Below are 19,009 nucleotides of genomic sequence, written 5' to 3'. Positions count from 1 at the left end.
ATGTGTTTTAATCAGCTTTAGAGAGATTTATTTTATATATTTTGTTGATTACTTTGTATTTTAGATTCAGTATGATATACTTTTACTGTAAAAGGAGTTAGATGCCTAAATGTTAAAAACACAAGAAATAGCTAAAAAATACGACATTACTAGACAGACATTAAATAACTGGATCCAACAAGGAAAAATATCTCGTCCTCAAAAGAATCATCGTTCAGCCTATGTTTGGAGTAAGGAAAATGAGAAAGAAATTATCTCTCTGATTTCTGAAGGTGCTTCGGCTTTTTATATTGCCAAAAAACAAGAGAGACTACAAATAGGGAACAGACGCTATCTTGGTAGTAAACAAAAAATGTTAGATTTTATTAATACTGTAGTAACTGAGAACTTATCAGATATAGAAAGTGTTGCAGATGTTTTTGGAGGGACTGGAGTTGTAGCTGACTTGTTTAGAAAACAAGGTAAAAAAGTTATCGTAAATGATATTCTTTATAGTAATTTTGTCTCTTTCCATACTTGGTTTTCAAATGAAACTATAGATATTGGTAAGGTTTCCCATATCATTGATGAATTAAATAATCTGAAACCAAAAAAGGGATATGTATATAAAAATTTTGGTAATTCTTATTTTTCTAAAGAGAATGCTCAAAAGATAGATGCTATTCGTGAAAAAATAGAAACGTACAGATCTTTAAATCAGCGAGAGTATTTTATGATATTGACTAGCTTACTTTATGCAATAGATAAAGTTGCAAATACAGTTGGTCACTATGATGCTTTTAGACAAAAAATGGATTCTCATAATCCAATATTTTTAAGAGTACCGGAATATAATCAAAATCATAAAAATGAAATTTTCAATAGAGATGCTAATGAACTTGTCAAAGAAATTTATGCTGATTTAATTTATATTGACACTCCATATAATTCCAGAGGTTATGAAAATGCTTACCATGTTTTAGAGAATATAGCAGAATGGAAAAAGCCTGATGTTGAAGGTGTAGCTAAGAAAGCAATTAATCGTTCTGAAAAGGGATCAGACTATACAAAAAGTAAAGCCCCGCAAGCTTTTGATGATCTAATTCAAAATATAAATGCAAAATATATCTTAGTAAGTTATAACAACATGAATAAGAAGGGAAATTCAAGGTCTAATGCTAAAATTTCTAACGAGGAAATTATTGAAAGCTTGGAAAAACGTGGGCGGGTTTTTGTGTTTGAAACAGAGTTCACACCATTTACAACTGGTAAATCAAAGATTGTAAATCATAAGGAATTACTCTATTTATGTGTTGTCAGACCTACTCTTAGAAAAGTGAAACGAGAATTTATCAAGAGTGCATTGAATTACACTGGCGGAAAGTATAAACTTCTACCTCAGCTATTACCGCTATTTCCAGAAAAATATAACAAATTCATTGATTTATTTGCTGGTGGAGCAACAGTTGCGTTGAATACAGCAAATCTAAATAACGATAAAAAGAAGAAATATATTATTAATGATATTAATTCTGAAGTTATAGATTTTTATAAGTATTTATCTAAGTACAAAGATATTAATAAATTTTTAAATAAAGTTGATAAAGCTATTGAATATTATGATCTATCTAATACGCAGAAATATGGTTACGCTTATTATGGAATGAATAGTTCTTCTGGTCTTGGACAGTACAATAAGGAAAAATTTTTAAGATTACGGAATGACTATAATTATAAACACTATGAAATGTTTGATAAAGAAATATTATTTTACTTACTCATTATTTTTGGATTTAATAATCAAATCCGCTTTAATAGCAAAGGTGAATATAATCTACCTGTTGGGAAACGTGATTTTAACCAGAGTATGCGCACAAAAATCATTGATTTTTATGATCTTTTAGCCAATTATGACATCACAATTAAGAATCAAGATTTCAGAAAAACGATCAATCAAGTTAAAGATGGTGATTTTATTTACGCAGATCCTCCATATCGTATTACAACTGCAACCTATAATGAAAACGGAGGATGGTCTCTAAAAGACGATTTGGAGTTATTTGCTTATTTAGATACGGTTGATAAAAAGGGAGCATATTTTGCGTTATCGAATGTTGTTATTCATAATGGCAAAGAGAATAAAGAACTGATGAGTTGGGCTTCTAAATATAATCTACATGTCCTAGATCATCATTACAATAATAGTAATTACCAATCTAAAGCAAAAACGAGTAGAACTGTCGAAGTTTTAATTACAAATTATGATTCGAAAGGAAAGTAATGAAATTAAAAGAGCAAACAAGTATCTTTAATATGGGTGATACTAGTATTCGTGTAAAAGAAGTGGTTCCAATTTATAAACAAGTTCTAAAAACACTAAATACTCATAACCTTTCTTATTCAGTTTGGGATAATGTTAGCCAAGATAAATTTTATCGTTCTGTTTTATCTGATTTTACTAAAATTGAAGAGGAAGAAGGAACTAGCCTTTTTGGTAATTTAAATCGAAAAGAAACAAAAGGATTAGACAAGCGTGGTCGCACCTTGACAAATGCTTTAGTTAAACTGGGATTTATCGATGCTAATCGTAGCTTATCTCCTGTGGGCATTAGATATATTTCTAGTGATGACGTTAAAATTGATAAGCTGGAAAAACTGTTCGGTTTAACAACGGATAATATAACTTATCTACGTCAGTTATTAAAACTTCGAATCTATGATAGTCACTCTAATAAGTATTTTTATAATTTTCGCTTTGCACTTGCTTTCTTAAGTAAGTATGATAAGGTTCCGATTAACGATTTTTTGTGGATTTTAGAAAGCATCAAGCCATCATTCTCAAAAGCTAAAATTGAAAAAATTATTGATAACTACGAATCTGTTTTCAAAAATACTAAGACTTTTGATCAATACCGTGATGAAGAGTTTTCTGATGATATTTTGCTTACGGATAGAGTAATTGAAGCTCACAATATGTTTGAAAATAATGATTTTACAGATGAGAATTTCAAAAGATTATTTCCTAACCGAAAAAGTAGTAACAAGAGTCTAAAATATAAGCACTTTGTTTTAACTTTAATTGATTTTCTTGAAAATAAAACTGAACAGAAATTAGAACCTCTTCTTGAAATTTCAAAAGAGAATGATATCAAGAAAGCTTTTGGTGGTGGGAAGGTGCTTTTTGATACGAAGCAAGGGGATTCTATCCAAGAGTTTTTAGATAGAAATGATGAAAATCCATTGTTATCTGGGAAATATTTTGAGATTTATCTTGTTTTTGCTTGGTCGAAACATAATGATTTGATCCGAGAATACAGTGATATGTGCAAGCGTATCTTCTCCTTGTCCGGTATTATTAGTTTTAGTCAAGGTATTGCTTCCCTAGGTCAGTCTTGGCTTGTTCCTAAAATTATCAAATCTATGGGAGCAAATTTCATTCTGTCTGGCGAAGAAAGTTATGAAAACTACGAAAATGATTTAAATAGTCCATTTTATCAAGATAATTCCTTGATGACCATTTTAGATATTACAGGTCAACAAGTCGAGGAAATTGAGAAGTCTATTGCTCAGGAATTTGGAATTTTAAATGTTTCTAACATTCAAGAATTTATTGCAGATAGACAAGAACAAGAATTTAGGAGATTTATCGAAAAAGAATTTACTACTTCAAAAGTTATTACTATTTTAGAAGCAATTTCACAAAGGAATGACAAAAAAGTTCAAGAACTTGTGACTGATAATGCCTTAATTCCTACTATCTTTGAATATATTCTAGCTATTGCTTGGTATCATATTTCAAATAAGCAGTTTGCCTTAAGAAAATCAATGCAGCTGACGTTTTCAGCTGATAATCTCCCTTTATCACATGCTGGCGGGAACAAAGGGGATATTGAAATTGAGTATCCTGATAAGATGTTGTTGCTCGAAGTAACTTTAATGGATAAATCTACACAGAAGCGTGGAGAGCTAGAGCCTGTCATTAGGCACTCTGTAAACTTAGCTTTGTCTACAGAGAAGCCCCTTCAAACTATTTTTGTGGCGAATGAAGTTGATAATAATGTGGTTAATATTTTTCGAGCAACATCTTTTATTCAGCTTGATGGAACTTTAGCTAAGGGTAGTGTCGACGGTCTGAATATTTTTGCTTTGACTATTTCAGAAATTATCTCTATTTTGAAACGTAATCTTGGAGAAGACTATTTATTGGATAAAATCAGATCTCACTATAATTCAAAGCCTCATAAAGTTATAAATGGCTGGAGAGAGACAATAGTAGAAGAAGTTTTAGAATAGAAGAGTTTTTCATACTAATTGATAAAAAATTTCAGAGCTGTTTAGCGTAATTATAAATAAGCATTTTATCAAATAAAGCACTTTATATATTAAACGTGACAAAAGTTAACGAACTTTTAATTTACAATATATTATTGGATTATAAATTATTTGACTTGTTCACTCCTCTCAAATTGTAGTAAAATATAACTACAAAATAAAAATTTAAAGGGAGTGATTTCATGGCTGTACCAACTTCAGTTCGTTTGTCGGATGAGTTAAATGAAAAACTGACTTTGTGGACGAGTTCCCACAATATTAGCAAGTCCGAATTTATTGCGCAGGTTTTGGCAGAAAAATTGGAAGATCTCTATGATATCCAGGAAGCTGATTTGGCTATGCAAGAGTGGTTTGATGATGGACAAGTGACCTACTCTCATGATGAAATGATGAAGCGTTATGGCTAAATATCAGGTTCGCTATGCTTCGACCTTTTTCAAGGCCATGGATAAACTGGATAGGGGAACACAGAAGGTGATTGCCAAATAAATTGATAAACAGTTGGTAAATGTTGACTTTCCCAAGGTGTCAGAGAAATACCTAACGAGAAATCCTTCAGGTTATGTCCGTTTTCGTGTAGGTTCCTATCGAATCATTGCTCAGGTTGATGATGAAAAGTTTATCATTATGAATGTCCATGTAGCCAAACGATCAGAGGTTTATAGATTTAAGGGGAAAAATTAAAACCAAGTCCATCTTATTATGGGCTTGGTTTTGATTATCCTCAAAACTCCAACAGCAAGTGTCTCTTTCTTACAAAATTGTAAGAATGCAGAGCCAAATTGTAAGGTTCAGGGAGGAAATTTTCGGTAAACTAAAGGTGGTTAAAGATAAGAAGTCCATTTGGCTCACTCCAGCTGCATGTTGAGAGTCATTTTGGCTTATCATAAATAGAAAAGAGGCTAGCAATGCTATTAGAAATTAATCATCTCAAGAAAGTTTTCCGCACGCGCTTTTCCAAGGAAGAGACCCATGCGCTGCAAGATGTCGACTTTAAGATTGATAATGGCGAATTTATCGCCATTATGGGCGAGTCGGGTTCTGGTAAGACCACGCTTTTAAATATTCTGGCGACCCTAGAGAAACCAACGGAAGGCTCCGTCATGCTTAATGGTCGTGATATTACTAAGATCAAAGAGAGCCAGCTGGCTAGTTTTCGGCTGAAAAATCTAGGCTTTGTCTTTCAGGAGTTTAACCTGCTGGATACCCTTTCTGTAAGAGACAATATCTTTTTGCCTCTGGTCTTGGATAGAAAACCCTATCAGGAAATGAATCACCGTTTAAATGAACTGGCTCCCTTGCTCAGGATCCAAGAATTATTGGACAAGCGCCCTTTTGAGCTATCCGGTGGGCAAAAGCAAAGAGTAGCCGTAGCTAGAAGCCTTATGGCCAATCCTCAGGTTCTGCTAGCTGATGAACCTACAGCAGCCCTAGACTATCGTAACTCGGAAGACCTGCTCAATCTTTTTGAAACTATTAATTTGGATGGTCAGACCTTGCTCATGGTCACCCACTCGGCCAATGCTGCAGGTCATGCCAAGCGTGTTCTTTTCATCAAGGACGGTCGGATTTTCCACCAGCTCTACCGTGGTGAGAAAAGCAATAAAGATTTTAGTAAGGAAATTTCGCTAGCCATGTCAGCGCTACTAGGAGGTGAGTAGGATGTTCTATCTAAAAATGGCTGTTCGCAACCTCAAAAACTCCACGAGTCAGTACGGCCCCTTCATGCTGGCCAGCCTCCTGCTTTTCTCCCTGCTTTGTTCATCGTGGCTGATTTTACTCAGCCCTATGGGAAAAGAGATGAGCACTGGAGCTACGACCTTGGTTTTAGGACTTTTTGTCCTGACCATCTTTTCTATCATCATGGAGCGCTATAGTTACAAGATCTTACTCAAGCAGCGCAGCCGTGAATTCGGACTCTACAATATGTTGGGAATGAACAAAACCCAAGTCAGTTTTATAGCGACGCTGGAGCTGGGGATCATCTTTTTGGGATTAACTCTCATAGGTTCTGTCTTCAGTGCCGTTTTCTCAAAGTTTCTCTACCTCATTTTTGTCAATATTATCGACTATAACAGGCTTAATTTAAAACTGACCTTCCTGCCCTTTATTCTGACCATTCTGATTTTTGCAGGGATCTTTCTAGTCTTGGAGCTGACAGCCCTCTGGCATATCAGAAAGTCTTCTCCCTTAAACCTTTTCAGTAAGCAGGAGCAAGGGGAAAAAGAACCTCGTGGTAATATTATCCTAGCAGCAGCTGGACTCTTATCACTGGGTTGGGCTTACTATCTCGCTTTAACATCTACCGATTCTGCAGCTCTCGTGGTCCTCTACCGTTTCTTTATCGCTGTACTATTGGTTATTGCAGGGACCTATCTCTTTTACATCAGTTTTATGACTTGGTACCTCAAGCACCGTCGTAAAAACAAGGCTTATTACTACCAGCCCGAACATTTTGTGACCACCTCGCAGATGATCTTTCGCATGAAGCAAAATGCGACAGGGCTAGCCAGCATCACCCTGTTAGCGGTCATGGCTCTGGTCACCATCGCCACCACGGTGTCCCTCTACAGCAATACCCAAAATATAGCTAGAGAGACCTTCCCAAAATCTGTTCGAATTAGGTATAGTACCAAGGATGCTGATGGTCGTAAACAGCTGCAAGCAAATGTTCTAGACAAATTGGATAAATCAGACAAGAACCTGATAGACTATACAACCAATATGATATTTATGCCCGTAGGCAAACAAAAGTCTATCCAAGTGACGGCTGATACTATCTCTCAAGGTGCTATAAAGCAAGGGTTTATCTATGTTATCACCCAATCTGATTTCCGTAGATTAGGAAACGCTCTCCCCCATCTGAAAAAGAAGCAAGCAGCCTTCTATATCCAAAAGGGGAACAGCCAGCTAAAAAGCCTTGATCTATTTGATCGGCACTACGACGTTGTCAAAAACTTTAAAGATGTGAAGATGCCAGACGCTACAACGACCTACAATTCAGGTGTCCTAGTCGTCTCCAATCGCCAGGAAGCCAAGGCTATAGTAGCAGCTTACAATCCCTACCTATCTAAGATGACAGCAATTAGTGAAAATTATACAGCCTATCTGGATTTATCTGATAAGGAGATCAAGAAAGTTGCGCCAGATGGCAACAATAGCATTATTGGTGATGATGGGATCTTGGACACGCGCCAAGACTACCTAGCAGAAGGCTATAGGATATTCGGCGGGCTACTCTTCACAGGTGTCCTTCTAGGCAGCAGTTTCATTTTGGGCTTAGCCCTGATTATCTACTATAAACAATATTCTGAAGGGCATGAAGACAAGAAGTCCTATCGTATCTTGCAAGAAGTCGGTATGAGTGAAGGACAGGTAAAAAAGACCATCAATTCACAAATTATCCTTGTCTTCTTTATGCCCCTGGCCTTTGCTGCCTTGCACTTTGTCATGGCTATTCCCATGCTTAAGCAGCTGCTTCTAGCTTTTGGTGTATCCAGCTCCAATCTGGTCTACCTTGTCAGCCTTATAACGGTTGCGCTTATCGCTTTGATCTACTTTATCATCTATCGCTTAACCAGTCGCACATACTACCGTCTGATTGAGCGCTAATCTCAAAGAATTACTCCCTGGGCTTCTGGGTCGGCAGTTTCGACTCAGGGCCTTTTATGTTAAAATGACTAATAATCTCCCTAGAGAAATTAGCTTTAGAAAGGACGCCTATGAATCAGTCCAAAGGGAAAATTTATCTGGTTGAAGATGATCCGACCATCGTATCGCTCCTTAGCCAGCATTTATCAGACCGCTATCAGGTGGCCAGTGTCCGCAATTTTCGTGATGTCCGTCAAGAAGCTGAAGCGTTCAAACCTGATCTCATATTGATGGATATTACCCTGCCTTATTTCAATGGCTTTTATTGGACAACAGAGATTCGCAAGTCCATGACTCTGCCTATTATCTTTATCTCCTCTAGCGACGATGAGATGGACATGGTCATGGCACTCAATATGGGCGGTGATGATTTTATTGCCAAACCTTTTTCGCTGCCCCTTTTAGATGCTAAAATCTCAGCTTTTCTACGCAGAGCCCAGCAGTTTACGGCTGATGTTCTGCATATAGGTGAATTTAGTCTGACACGTGACGGTCTTTTGTCTAACGGTGATAGGCAGGTGACCTTATCACCAACCGAAAATAAGATTTTAACCATTTTACTTTCCCACAAGGATCAAGTGGTTTCCAAGGAAGAATTGCTGGAAAAGCTCTGGGAAAATGAGAGTTTTATCGACCAAAACACCTTAAATGTCAATATGACCCGTCTGCGTAAAAAAGTCAGCCCCTTGGCTTTCAACCATATCCATACAGTGAGAGGAGTAGGCTATATCATCAAATGATTAGGAAATTTATCAAGGAATATGGGCTTTGGTATCTGATATACGCTCTCATGGTTGTCCTCTTCCTTTTGAACTTTTGGCTCTACCATTTGCCTCTGATCTATTTTATCAATACGCTAGCTTTTAATACTCTGATGTTTCTTGGCTTTAGTCTCTGGCTTTATAGCCGTTTTTCCAGCAAGTTAAAACAGCTAAATAATACTGCGGTTCATGTTGAACTGTCGGATTTTAAAAGATGGCAGTCCCCTAGTGACAAAAGTTACCAGGCTATTATCGCTGATCTAAAAGCCAAGGAAGCTGAGATCCTATTGGATACAGTGCAAGACCGCAATCGTCTAGAAGCCATGATTAAAATGTGGTCCCATCAGATGAAGGTGCCGATCTCTGCTCTATCGCTTATGGCCCAAACTCAGCAGCTGGACAAGAACGAAGTCGAGCAGCAACTGCAACGGCTCCAAAACTATCTCAACACCTTATTAGCCTACCTAAAATTTAGCCAGTACAATGATGACTTTCGTTTTGAGAAGACTTCTGTGCGAGAGCTCTCTGTCGATCTTGTTAAGACCTATCGCACCCTCTGCCTTGCTAAAAATCTATCGGTGAGCATTGAGGGTGATTGGCAGGTCGAGACGGATAAAAAATGGTTGACCTTTGCCCTAGCCCAGATTCTGGACAATGCTATTAAATACTCCCATGACGATAGCCAAATCACCTTGACCATGACTGAGCAAGGTATATCTATCAGTGACCAAGGAATAGGGATATTACAGGAAGATCTTCCCAGACTATTTGAAGAAGGTTTTACAGGCTATAATGGTCACGAGCACCAGAAGGCTACAGGGTTAGGGCTCTATATGACCAAGCAAATCTTGGACAGGCTTGGCTTGACTATTGCGATTAGCAGTCAAGTTGGTCAAGGAACCAGCGTTCAAATCACAAGATCATAACCCCCCGTACAAAAACCGCTTCCCAAAGGTTAGAGATAATTTTATCCTTTAGAGAAGCGGTTTTTAAAGATGAAAAGTCAATCCAAACTAGCGTAGGTAGTCAGATTTTAATTTGGCTATGAGATCAGCTAGATAACTTTCCTCACCATAACCACGTTGCCTGAGTCCACTTTCTGCACAGTCCAAGACACATTGGCTAAGGGCGTGAATATCTTTTAAATAGTGTGACTCAAGTCTTGGTTTTGAGAAGTAGCGTCTCATAGCCCTGTAGTCATGATCAAAGGAGTGAAACAGCGGCTCATCCCTGAGGAGATCTTTGAGACGATTTAGATTGGCCATAAGACCTAAGTGAAAGGCAACAGGAACAAAAGACTGATCGAGTGCTTGAGCACAGGTGCTACGGAATTCAACAGTCCCCCGCCTAGTCAAGTCCTGATAGTGGTAGGCGCGGTGCCAGCGAAAATCTTCGGGACGAGGGACGATGACGTGTTGACTACCATCAAGAGCATAGGCTAAGACGCTCTCTTGAGCTAAAAAGTCTCTAGCACGAATCGGTGAAAAATAATAAATCTGACCATCACGCTCAACCGTGTATATCGAACTGAGCTCCAGCCAATCCAGATAGTCTTCTGTATCGGCAAACTCTCGTGGAAAAATGCCGACATTTTCTTCATAATAACCGTGCATAGATTGTTCCCAGAAAATATCTCTAGAAATCAAGGTGTCCCAGTCTGCACCGTCAAAGGGCGAATTGGCAAAAAGATAGGCCTTGACGGCTTCGACCTTGTTAAACGCATTGAGCACGTCTAAATAGTTAGCTGCCGTCACATCCAGCTGAACCTGATTGCCGCAGATAAAGCCTCCATAGTCTGGAAAATGGTGAAAGTCAGCTCTTTCTAGGGTCTTGCCAAGTTGTAAATAGCGCATGAGCATGAGGTAGCGAGAAGTCTTGATGGGACTATTATCATTCTCAGCCCAGCTTGGATGGATACCTTGTCCTTGGAGAGCATGACCTCTTTCTGCTAGCCAAGGCTGGATGAGGGCCAGATAGTCCTTGAAGCGTCTCTCGATCTCTTCAATGCTTTCTGCTTTTTCAAAGGCAAACTCGATCACATTATAGGAAAATTCAAAGACGATATGGTCCTGACTGGGACTGTGAATCAGCTCTATAGCATGTTCATCTTGGTCACGTTTTCCAATCGTAAAAGCCTCTAACCCTCCAAGGTAGTCAAGGAGAGCCTTGGTGACATTAGTATTAGTCGAGGATTTATCCAGGCTAACAATGGGAAATTCAAATTCAACACCAATAAAGAGACGAGAATCTGTTTTTAGTCTAGTGAGATAGTTTTCTTGTAGTAGTTTTCGTGCATTTATCATTATTAGTCCTACCTTTGTGCATGTGGGTATCTATTACCGACCATTATAACAGAAAAATAAAGTTGCTAGGGCCAATGGGGATAAGAGATTGGACTAAGTCAAACCTTATCCCCTATCTTAGAAGAAATTTTATCTATAAAACTGCTAGGAGAACACCTTTTTTTATGATAAAATAAATAGGATAAGGTCAAGTGGAGACACGGCTATTTTCCTTAAGAAAGAGTGGAACTCCCTCATCTATCAGTATAGATGTTCCTTTCATAGTTCTAGGGAAAATACCGCTAGTGTCAATCATCACTTAAGATATGATAGAAGGAGAAGGAAATGGTAGAACCAAAGTATAAGCGCGTGCTGATCAAGCTCTCAGGCGAAGCCTTGGCAGGGGAAAAAGGTGTTGGTATCAATCTTCCTACCGTCCAAAAGATGGCTAAGGAAATCGCAGAAGTCCATGAGTCTGGCGTTGAGATTGCCTTAGTTATCGGTGGAGGCAATCTCTGGCGTGGAGAGCCAGCGGCCGATGCTGGTATGGATCGTGTTCAAGCCGATTATACAGGTATGCTTGGTACTGTCATGAATGCTCTGGTTATGGCTGACAGTCTCAAGCAGGTTGGCGTTGATACACGTGTGCAGACAGCTATTGCCATGCAGTCTGTAGCAGAGCCCTATATCCGGGGGCGTGCCCTTCGTCATCTAGAAAAAGGGCGCATTGTCATCTTTGGTGCTGGCATTGGATCCCCCTATTTTTCAACCGATACCACCGCAGCCCTTCGTGCAGCGGAAATCGAAGCTGATGCCATCCTAATGGCTAAGAATGGTGTTGACGGGGTTTATAATGATGATCCACGTAAAAATGCGGATGCTGTTAAGTTTGACGAACTGACCCATGTCGAAGTCATCAAGAAAGGGCTCAAGATTATGGATGCCACCGCAGCAACCATGTCCATGGACAATGATATTGATTTAGTAGTCTTCAATATGAATGAGCCAGGCAATATCAAGCGTGTTGTCTTTGGTGAAACCATCGGGACAACAGTTTCAAATAACCCATCAAAATAAGCATAAGGAGAGAAAACATGGCAAACCCAATCGTAGAAACTGCAAAGGAACGTTTTACCCACTCACATGATTCCCTTGGTCGGGAATTTTCTGCTATCCGTGCTGGCCGTGCTAATGCTAGCCTTCTGGATCGTATCGAAGTGAAGTACTATGGTGCTCCTACTCCTCTAAATCAGCTAGCTTCCATCACTGTGCCAGAAGCACGTGTTCTCTTGATTTCACCTTTTGATAAGGGATCTATCAAGGATATCGAGCGTGCTATTAATGAGTCTGATCTTGGGATTAACCCCGCTAATGATGGCTCTGTCATCCGTTTGGTGATTCCAGCTCTGACTGAAGAAACTCGTAAAGAGTTAGCCAAGGAAGTCAAGAAGACTGGTGAGAACGCTAAAATTGCCATCCGCAATATCCGCCGTGATGCCATGGATGAGGCTAAAAAGCAAGAAAAAGCCAAAGAAATCACAGAAGATGAGTTGAAGACTCTGGAAAATGATATCCAAAAAGCGACGGATGAAGCGATCAAGAAAATTGATAGCATGATTGCTGAGAAGGAAAAAGAAATCCTAACAGTTTAATAATCAAAAAGATAGCCTGAGGCAGTCATGAACGTCTCGGGCTTTTTCAAGAGGATATAAGATGAATAACTTACTAGCGCAGACCATCATGGCTATGGTCACAGATGAAAATGACAGATTTTACTTTGCCCAAAAAGATGGGCAAACCTTAGCCCTAGATAAAAGTGAGGGAGAGTATGCCCTTGGTGATATGGTCCAGGGATTTGCTTATATGGATCAGCACCAAAAGTTGCGCCTGACCACACTTCCTATCACAGCGTCCCGTGATGGCTATGGCTGGGGTGAAGTGACAGAGGTTCGTCGTGATCTAGGTGTCTTTGTTGATACGGGACTTCCTGACAAGCAAGTCGTAGTATCCTTGGATGTCTTGCCAGAACTCAAGGAACTCTGGCCCAAAAAAGGGGATAAACTCTATGTCAAGCTAGAGTTGGATAAAAAAGACCGTATTTGGGCTATACCAGCAGATCCAGAAGTCTTCCAACATATAGCCAGACCAGCCTATGATAATATGCACAATCAAAATTTACGAGCGATTGTCTACCGCCTAAAATTATCTGGAACTTTTGTCTATCTGCCTGACAACAATATGTTGGGCTTCATCCATCCCAGTGAACGCTATCAAGAGCCTCGTCTGGGTGAGGAACTTCAGACCCGTGTTATTGGATTTAGACAGGCAGATCGTACACTTAATCTGTCATTGAAACCACGTTCATTTGAAATGTTAGAAAATGATGCCCAAATGATTTTGACCTACTTAGAGGCCAATGCAGGATTTATGACCCTCAATGATAAGTCCTCACCTGAGGATATCAAGGCGACGTTTGCTATTTCTAAGAGTCAATTTAAAAAGGCGCTAGGCAGTCTCATGAAGGCAGGAAAGATCAAGCAAGATTCATCAGGGACAGAGCTCCTGTGAGAAAATCCTGCTCGCCTGCTTCTTAGAGCTGTCTTAGTGCCGTCGCTAGATAAAGCCTAAACCAGCTAAGGTAGCCTGATATGAGGTAGGTGATAATTATTTTTTATCACCTTGATAAGTTATAAATATTTGTAGTCCTTTTGTAAAGGTGCTATGATTAATTCACTATATAACTAGAGGAGAAGTAATATGAAGCTTAAAAATATTTTGAAGATCAGTGCTGTTGCAATGGCTTCTGTTGCCATCTTGGCAGCATGTAGTTCAGGCAAGTCATCTTCTAATTCCGAAAAAGAGAAAGTTATCTTCGGGACAGTAGGGACTACTCGCCCCTTCTCTTACTCAGAAAAAAAGGGCGAGTTGACTGGTTACGATATTGAAGTCGCAAAGGCTGTCTTTAAGGATTCTGATAAGTATGAAGTAGAATTCAAAAAATCGGAATGGTCATCGCTCTTCACCAGTGTCCAGCAAGGTAAATTCCAAATGGCAGGTAATAATATTAGTTACAATGAAGAACGTAAGAACTTCCTCTATTCTAACCCTATTGCCAAAAATCCTTTGGTCCTAGCGGTTAACAAGGATAGCGGTATCAATAGTATTGATGATATCACTGGTAAGTCTACACAGGTTGTTGCTGGGACATCAACAGCTTCTATGCTAGAAGACTACAACAAGAAGAACAGTAATGATCAAACCAAGGTAAGCTATACCAAGGAAGATATCAGTCAAATGCTGAGCAATGTCAACAATGGTAAGTATGACTATAAGATCTTTGAAACCCAATCAGTTAAATCAATTATCAAAGAACAAAACCTTAAAGACATTAAACTGATCGACTTTGATACCAAAGATATCGGTGCTGATATTAATGACTCTGTTTATTTTGTCTTTGGAAATGATCAAAAAGACCTTCAAGACTTTGTCAATAAGCGTTTGGTAGAGCTTCAAAAAGATGGCACCCTGGCTAAATTATCTAAGAAATACCTAGGTAAGGAAGACTATGCACCAGTAGCCGATGAAATGAAAGTCCCTACAAAATAATAATTAATAATAGCGAGGTAGGAATCAATCCGTTTAGGATATGATCCTCCTTGTTTTTTTATTTTCAATAGTTATTCTCCCTATTCTTCTGCCTAGAGAGGTCCTATAGTTTTTACCTATATGTATATACAATTATAAACAATTTGAAAGGACAAGAGGGCTGTGGGATAATAGGGACATAACTAATAGAAATGGAGACTAGCTATGACCTTTAAAAAATTTTTAGGTGCCTTTGGGCTCATCGCCCTAGCATCCATTATTCTTGTAGCTTGTGGTAATAAAGAAAGCGATAAAAGCACCCTGAGAGTCGGTGTTATGACTCTGGATGAAGTGTCTAAACCTATCTGGGATCAGGTTGCAAAAGATGCTGAGAAGGAAGGAGTCAAATTAGAGTTCGTAGAGTTTGCAAAATACTCTGAACCTAATGATGCGCTAGACTCTGGTGATATTGATGTCAATGCCTTCCAGACCTACGACTTCATGAATGAGTGGAACGATACTCATAAGACAAATATCGTTTCTGTAGGTGATACTTTGATCAGCCCTATCCGCCTCTTTTCTAAGACCAAAGGTAATAAAGCAGTTTACTCTGATGTCAAAGATATCCCAGATGGTGCTAAAATCGGTTTTAACAATGAAGCGTCTAATCAAAGCCGTGCCCTCTTCCTCCTAGAGTCAGCTGGCTTGATTAAATTATCAACCAAAGAAGGGGACCTAGCAACAGTCAAAGATGTCACTGATAACCCACACAACTTTGATTTTACAACAGTTGATGGCGGTCAGCTTCCTAAGATTCTTCGCAGTGGTGATGTCGATGCTGCCGTTATTAATAACTCTTACGCTCAAGCCTCTAAAATCGACTACAAGACAACGATCTATACTGAAGATGTCAAAGGCGAAAGCTCTAAGAAATTTATCAATGTCATCAGTGCCAATGGCGATTGGAAAAAATCAGACAAGGCAGATGCTATCAAGACCTTAGTCAAGGTCTATCAAACGAAGAAAATTGGTCAATTAATTAGTGAATCATCAAATGGTGTTGATGTTCCAATCTGGAAGGGTGCCCCAGATACAACAGCATCAAGCAAGTAACAGCACCCTAGACGATACAATAGAGGTCTGGGACGGTTCGTCTCAGCCTCTATTTCGTGTTTTATGAGGAGAAAGCATGACAGTTTCCAGTCCAGATGAGCAGATTGAAAAATTTAGAAATGACGATATTGCCCAGCATTATTTTGAAGTCCTGCGGACCTTGATTGCCAAAAAATCTATTTTTGCTCAGCAGATTGGTTTAGCAGAGGTGGCAGCTTATCTAGGAGAGATTTTTTCCAGTGTTGGTGCCCAAGTGACCATCGATGAGTCCTATACAGCTCCCTTTGTTATGGCCAAATTCAAGAGTCCAAGAACAGAGGCGCCGACTATTATTTTCTACAATCATTATGATACAGTTCCGGCTGATAGCGACCAGCCCTGGACCCACGATCCCTTTACCTTGAGCATTCGAGATGGTTATATGTATGGGCGGGGTGTTGATGACGACAAAGGACATATTACGGCTCGTCTGACAGCCGTACGCAAGTACCTCCGTGAGGAGGGAGAGCTGCCGGTTAACATCACCTTTATCATTGAGGGAGCAGAAGAGTCAGCCTCTACGGATCTGGATAAGTATTTAGAGAAGTATCGCAATGAACTTATACCAGCCGATCTTTTGGTATGGGAGCAGGGAATAAAAAATAGCTTAGGCCAGTTTGAAATTTCAGGGGGCAATAAAGGAATTGTGACTTTTGATCTCAGTGTTGAGAGTGCAGAAGTAGATATTCATTCTAAATTTGGTGCCGTGATTGAATCAGCTCCTTGGTATTTGATCAATGCCCTTCAAAGTATGCGTGACCAATCAGGTCGCATCTTAATCGATGGGATCTACGACAAGGTCATTCCTCCGACTCAGCGAGAGCTGGATCTAGTGGAGACCTATGCCATTGAAAATGGGGAGCATCTCCATAAATTATATGGGCTGCGCCTCCCTACCCTTAAGTCAGAAAGACGTGATTTTCTAAAGACCTACTATTTTGAGCCAGCCTTATCCATCGAAGGTATCCAATCAGGATATCAAGGTCAAGGGGTCAAGACAATTTTACCCTCTCAGGCTAGTGCCAAGATGGAGATGCGTCTGGTGCCCGGCTTGACACCGGATTATGTCCTAGGATGTATCAAAGCCCATCTCAGAGATAAAGGATTTGATCGTGTCAAAGTGATCTATACCCTGGGTGAGGAAAGTCACCGCTCAGATATGTCCGCCGATGCTATTATTCGTGTAACAGAGCTGGCCAAGCAATTTTATCAAGCTGGTATCTCTATCTTACCGACCTCTGCAGGTACTGGTCCCATGCACAAGATGCACCGAGCACTTGGTATTCCCATGGCTGAGTTTGGTCTTGGCAATCCCAACAGCCGTGACCATGGGGGAGATGAGAATGTCTCCATTGCGGATTACTATACCCACATAGAATTGATTAAGGAGTTAATAAAATCTTATGAATAAACCCATTATATCCTTAGAGCATATTGATATCACCTTCCACCAGAAAAAACGCATCATAGAAGCCGTCAAAGATGTCTCAGTTGAGATTAATCAAGGAGATATCTATGGTATTGTCGGCTATTCTGGTGCTGGGAAATCGACCTTAGTTCGAGTCATCAACCTCTTGCAGATTCCAACTGCTGGAAAAGTGACAGTAGCAGGAGATGTTCTCTTTGATCAACAGGAAGTTTCCTTTAAAGGGACTGCTTTGCGCCAAAAGCGTCAGGATATTGGTATGATCTTTCAACATTTCAATCTCATGTCTCAAAAAAATGTACGAGACAATGTCGCTTTTGCCCTCAAGCATTCCCATTTGAGTAAGGAAGAAAAGGCTAAAAAAGTCGAGGATCTCTTACACTTAGTTGGGTTAGAAGATCGCTCAGAAAATTACCCTGCCCAGCTTTCAGGGGGGCAAAAACAGCGGGTAGCCATTGCACGTGCCCTAGCTAATGACCCTAAAATTTTGATTTCAGATGAATCGACCTCTGCCTTGGACCCTAAAACGACTAAGCAAATTCTGGCCTTGCTAAAGGATCTCAATGAAAAACTCGGTTTGACGGTCGTCATGATCACTCATGAAATGCAGATTGTCAAGGATATCTGCAACCGTGTAGCCGTTATGCAAAATGGTCACCTGATCGAGGAAGGCAGTGTTTTGGATATCTTTGCTAATCCAAAAGAAGAGCTAACTCAAGACTTTATCAAGACAGCAACCGGTATTGATGAAGCACTGGACAAGATTAACCAGCAAGAAGCTGTTGAAAATCTGGCTGCAGGAGACTATCTAGTGCGCTTACGCTATGCAGGTGCCTCAACGGATGAACCCTTGCTTAATACCATTTACAGAGAATTTCAGGTCACAGCCAACATTCTCTATGCCAATATTGAAATCTTAGACAATACGCCTGTGGGTGAGATGATCGTCGTGCTGTCTGGCCAGCAGGTCTCAGAAGCACTCAAGGAGATTGAAAAATCAAACGTTAGTGTTGCCATTCTGAAAGGAGATCGTGCATGATGGATTGGATTAAAACATATTTGCCAAATGTCTATGATATTGGCTGGACAGGTGGCTTAACTGATGGTTGGTGGGATGCTATTAAGGCAACCCTCTATATGACTTTTTGGGGCTTTCTCATCGGTGCGACAGCCGGTCTGATCGCAGGGTTATTTTTAGTCTTGATGGGTCCTCGTGGTGTGATTGCTAACCGTCCTATCTACTGGATTTTGGACAAGTTCGTTTCGATCTTTAGGGCTATCCCCTTTATTATTTTAGTAGCAGTTTTAGGTGGTTTCACTAAGGTACTGGTGGGCTCCACCATCGAAGCTACTGCAGCGATTGTTCCCCTATCTTTTGCGACTTTCCCATTCTTTGCTCGTCAGGTACAGGTGATCTTTTCTGAGTTAGACTCAGGCGTCATCGAAGCCTCTCAAGCGAGTGGAGCCAACCTCTGGGACATTATCAAGGTCTACTTAAGCGAGGGACTACCAGAGCTGGTTCGTGTTTCTACTGTGACACTGATCTCAGTTGTTGGTGAGACAGCCATGGCAGGAGCCATTGGTGCTGGTGGTTTAGGAGATATGGCTATCAATATTGGGGATCAGTATAACCAAACGGATGTCACTTTAGTAGCGACCCTGCTGATTTTATTGATTATCATCATTATCCAATTTTCTGGTGACTGGCTTTCACGAAAGATCAGCCACCGTTAGTCTCGCTAGAAAGGCCATTAGGCCTTTTCTTATGAAAATGAGATTGACCTGCTACTAGAATTATATTATGATTAGAGGGTCTATAGTGAAAACTTTCTGATAATAGG

The 19,009-nt window shown here is 39.8% G+C and carries 16 protein-coding genes and 1 pseudogene; 16 read left to right on the top strand and 1 reads right to left on the bottom strand.

Going from position 1 to position 19,009, the window contains the following annotated elements; translation table 11 throughout:
• The first annotated feature begins 109 nt into the window (after window positions 1-109).
• The 8 genes and pseudogenes from AC4HAI_RS04000 (at window position 110) to AC4HAI_RS03965 (ending at window position 9,649) form a co-directional block, all read left to right on the top strand.
• Window positions 110-2,260, top strand: a complete 2,151-nt coding sequence (locus tag AC4HAI_RS04000) for a Dam family site-specific DNA-(adenine-N6)-methyltransferase (protein WP_491110534.1) — start codon at window positions 110-112, stop codon at window positions 2,258-2,260.
• Window positions 2,260-4,272 carry an AlwI family type II restriction endonuclease gene (locus tag AC4HAI_RS03995; protein WP_491110533.1) on the top strand — a complete coding sequence of 671 codons (2,013 nt, stop codon included), beginning with the start codon at window positions 2,260-2,262 and terminating at the stop codon, window positions 4,270-4,272. The genes AC4HAI_RS04000 and AC4HAI_RS03995 overlap by 1 nt, the downstream gene beginning before the upstream one ends.
• Window positions 4,273-4,493: 221 nt before the next feature.
• Complete coding sequence (gene relB, locus AC4HAI_RS03990) at window positions 4,494-4,718, top strand: type II toxin-antitoxin system RelB family antitoxin (RefSeq protein ID WP_491110532.1); 225 nt, start codon at window positions 4,494-4,496, stop codon at window positions 4,716-4,718.
• A pseudogene (locus AC4HAI_RS03985) lies at window positions 4,711-4,995 on the top strand (type II toxin-antitoxin system RelE family toxin). Before relB ends, AC4HAI_RS03985 begins: the two are co-directional and overlap by 8 nt.
• A 224-nt stretch (window positions 4,996-5,219) precedes the next feature.
• On the top strand, window positions 5,220-5,972 hold the full coding sequence (locus tag AC4HAI_RS03980) for an ABC transporter ATP-binding protein (RefSeq protein WP_491078807.1): 753 nt from the start codon (window positions 5,220-5,222) through the stop codon (window positions 5,970-5,972).
• 1 nt (window position 5,973) lies between these two features.
• Window positions 5,974-7,923: an ABC transporter permease gene (locus AC4HAI_RS03975; protein ID WP_491110531.1), complete on the top strand. Its 1,950-nt coding sequence runs from the start codon at window positions 5,974-5,976 to the stop codon at window positions 7,921-7,923.
• A gap of 110 nt (window positions 7,924-8,033) precedes the next feature.
• Window positions 8,034-8,702, top strand: coding sequence for a response regulator transcription factor (locus AC4HAI_RS03970; protein WP_491078809.1), 669 nt, complete (start codon window positions 8,034-8,036; stop codon window positions 8,700-8,702).
• On the top strand, window positions 8,699-9,649 hold the full coding sequence (locus AC4HAI_RS03965) for a sensor histidine kinase (protein WP_491078810.1): 951 nt from the start codon (window positions 8,699-8,701) through the stop codon (window positions 9,647-9,649). Before AC4HAI_RS03970 ends, AC4HAI_RS03965 begins: the two co-directional genes overlap by 4 nt.
• A gap of 87 nt (window positions 9,650-9,736) precedes the next feature.
• Here the strand turns inward: AC4HAI_RS03965 and AC4HAI_RS03960 are convergent, their stop codons facing one another.
• Window positions 9,737-11,026: a glutamate-cysteine ligase family protein gene (locus AC4HAI_RS03960; protein ID WP_491110529.1), complete on the bottom strand. Its 1,290-nt coding sequence runs from the start codon at window positions 11,024-11,026 to the stop codon at window positions 9,737-9,739.
• Between the two features lie 324 nt (window positions 11,027-11,350).
• Between AC4HAI_RS03960 and pyrH the strand changes: the two genes are divergently transcribed.
• From pyrH to AC4HAI_RS03920, 8 genes are all read left to right on the top strand, one after another.
• Window positions 11,351-12,082: a UMP kinase gene (gene pyrH, locus AC4HAI_RS03955; protein ID WP_491078812.1), complete on the top strand. Its 732-nt coding sequence runs from the start codon at window positions 11,351-11,353 to the stop codon at window positions 12,080-12,082.
• Window positions 12,083-12,099: 17 nt separating this feature from the next.
• Entirely contained in the window at window positions 12,100-12,657 is a 558-nt protein-coding gene (frr, locus tag AC4HAI_RS03950; RefSeq protein WP_491110528.1) for a ribosome recycling factor, read from the top strand.
• A 61-nt stretch (window positions 12,658-12,718) separates the two neighbouring features.
• On the top strand, window positions 12,719-13,573 hold the full coding sequence (locus AC4HAI_RS03945) for a CvfB family protein (RefSeq protein ID WP_491110526.1): 855 nt from the start codon (window positions 12,719-12,721) through the stop codon (window positions 13,571-13,573).
• Window positions 13,574-13,762: 189 nt separating this feature from the next.
• Window positions 13,763-14,611, top strand: coding sequence for a transporter substrate-binding domain-containing protein (locus AC4HAI_RS03940; protein ID WP_491110525.1), 849 nt, complete (start codon window positions 13,763-13,765; stop codon window positions 14,609-14,611).
• A 204-nt stretch (window positions 14,612-14,815) separates the two neighbouring features.
• Window positions 14,816-15,703: a MetQ/NlpA family ABC transporter substrate-binding protein gene (locus AC4HAI_RS03935; protein WP_491110524.1), complete on the top strand. Its 888-nt coding sequence runs from the start codon at window positions 14,816-14,818 to the stop codon at window positions 15,701-15,703.
• A 76-nt stretch (window positions 15,704-15,779) separates the two neighbouring features.
• Window positions 15,780-17,153 (top strand): M20/M25/M40 family metallo-hydrolase, encoded by a 1,374-nt coding sequence (locus AC4HAI_RS03930; protein WP_491078817.1) that lies wholly within the window; start codon window positions 15,780-15,782, stop codon window positions 17,151-17,153.
• Window positions 17,146-18,207: a methionine ABC transporter ATP-binding protein gene (locus tag AC4HAI_RS03925; protein WP_491110522.1), complete on the top strand. Its 1,062-nt coding sequence runs from the start codon at window positions 17,146-17,148 to the stop codon at window positions 18,205-18,207. Before AC4HAI_RS03930 ends, AC4HAI_RS03925 begins: the two co-directional genes overlap by 8 nt.
• The gene (locus AC4HAI_RS03920; RefSeq protein WP_491078819.1) at window positions 18,204-18,902 is read left to right on the top strand and encodes a methionine ABC transporter permease; all 699 of its coding nucleotides are present in this window, start codon (window positions 18,204-18,206) and stop codon (window positions 18,900-18,902) included. Before AC4HAI_RS03925 ends, AC4HAI_RS03920 begins: the two co-directional genes overlap by 4 nt.
• Window positions 18,903-19,009: the final 107 nt, after the last annotated feature.

Source organism: Streptococcus sp. ALY_208, from assembly GCF_058314295.1.
The sequence above is the reverse complement of the archived record's forward strand: the minus strand, read 5'-3'. Positions and strand labels throughout refer to the sequence as shown.

What these genes read in the sequence shown, in the direction of transcription:
- AC4HAI_RS04000 (WP_491110534.1), top strand. Translation starts at nt 110, where the DNA reads ATGTTAAAAACACAAGAAATAGCTAAAAAATACGACATTACTAGACAG.
- AC4HAI_RS03995 (WP_491110533.1), top strand. Translation starts at nt 2,260, where the DNA reads ATGAAATTAAAAGAGCAAACAAGTATCTTTAATATGGGTGATACTAGT.
- relB (WP_491110532.1), top strand. Translation starts at nt 4,494, where the DNA reads ATGGCTGTACCAACTTCAGTTCGTTTGTCGGATGAGTTAAATGAAAAA.
- AC4HAI_RS03980 (WP_491078807.1), top strand. Translation starts at nt 5,220, where the DNA reads ATGCTATTAGAAATTAATCATCTCAAGAAAGTTTTCCGCACGCGCTTT.
- AC4HAI_RS03975 (WP_491110531.1), top strand. Translation starts at nt 5,974, where the DNA reads ATGTTCTATCTAAAAATGGCTGTTCGCAACCTCAAAAACTCCACGAGT.
- AC4HAI_RS03970 (WP_491078809.1), top strand. Translation starts at nt 8,034, where the DNA reads ATGAATCAGTCCAAAGGGAAAATTTATCTGGTTGAAGATGATCCGACC.
- AC4HAI_RS03965 (WP_491078810.1), top strand. Translation starts at nt 8,699, where the DNA reads ATGATTAGGAAATTTATCAAGGAATATGGGCTTTGGTATCTGATATAC.
- AC4HAI_RS03960 (WP_491110529.1), bottom strand. Translation starts at nt 11,026, where the DNA reads ATGATAAATGCACGAAAACTACTACAAGAAAACTATCTCACTAGACTA.
- pyrH (WP_491078812.1), top strand. Translation starts at nt 11,351, where the DNA reads ATGGTAGAACCAAAGTATAAGCGCGTGCTGATCAAGCTCTCAGGCGAA.
- frr (WP_491110528.1), top strand. Translation starts at nt 12,100, where the DNA reads ATGGCAAACCCAATCGTAGAAACTGCAAAGGAACGTTTTACCCACTCA.
- AC4HAI_RS03945 (WP_491110526.1), top strand. Translation starts at nt 12,719, where the DNA reads ATGAATAACTTACTAGCGCAGACCATCATGGCTATGGTCACAGATGAA.
- AC4HAI_RS03940 (WP_491110525.1), top strand. Translation starts at nt 13,763, where the DNA reads ATGAAGCTTAAAAATATTTTGAAGATCAGTGCTGTTGCAATGGCTTCT.
- AC4HAI_RS03935 (WP_491110524.1), top strand. Translation starts at nt 14,816, where the DNA reads ATGACCTTTAAAAAATTTTTAGGTGCCTTTGGGCTCATCGCCCTAGCA.
- AC4HAI_RS03930 (WP_491078817.1), top strand. Translation starts at nt 15,780, where the DNA reads ATGACAGTTTCCAGTCCAGATGAGCAGATTGAAAAATTTAGAAATGAC.
- AC4HAI_RS03925 (WP_491110522.1), top strand. Translation starts at nt 17,146, where the DNA reads ATGAATAAACCCATTATATCCTTAGAGCATATTGATATCACCTTCCAC.
- AC4HAI_RS03920 (WP_491078819.1), top strand. Translation starts at nt 18,204, where the DNA reads ATGATGGATTGGATTAAAACATATTTGCCAAATGTCTATGATATTGGC.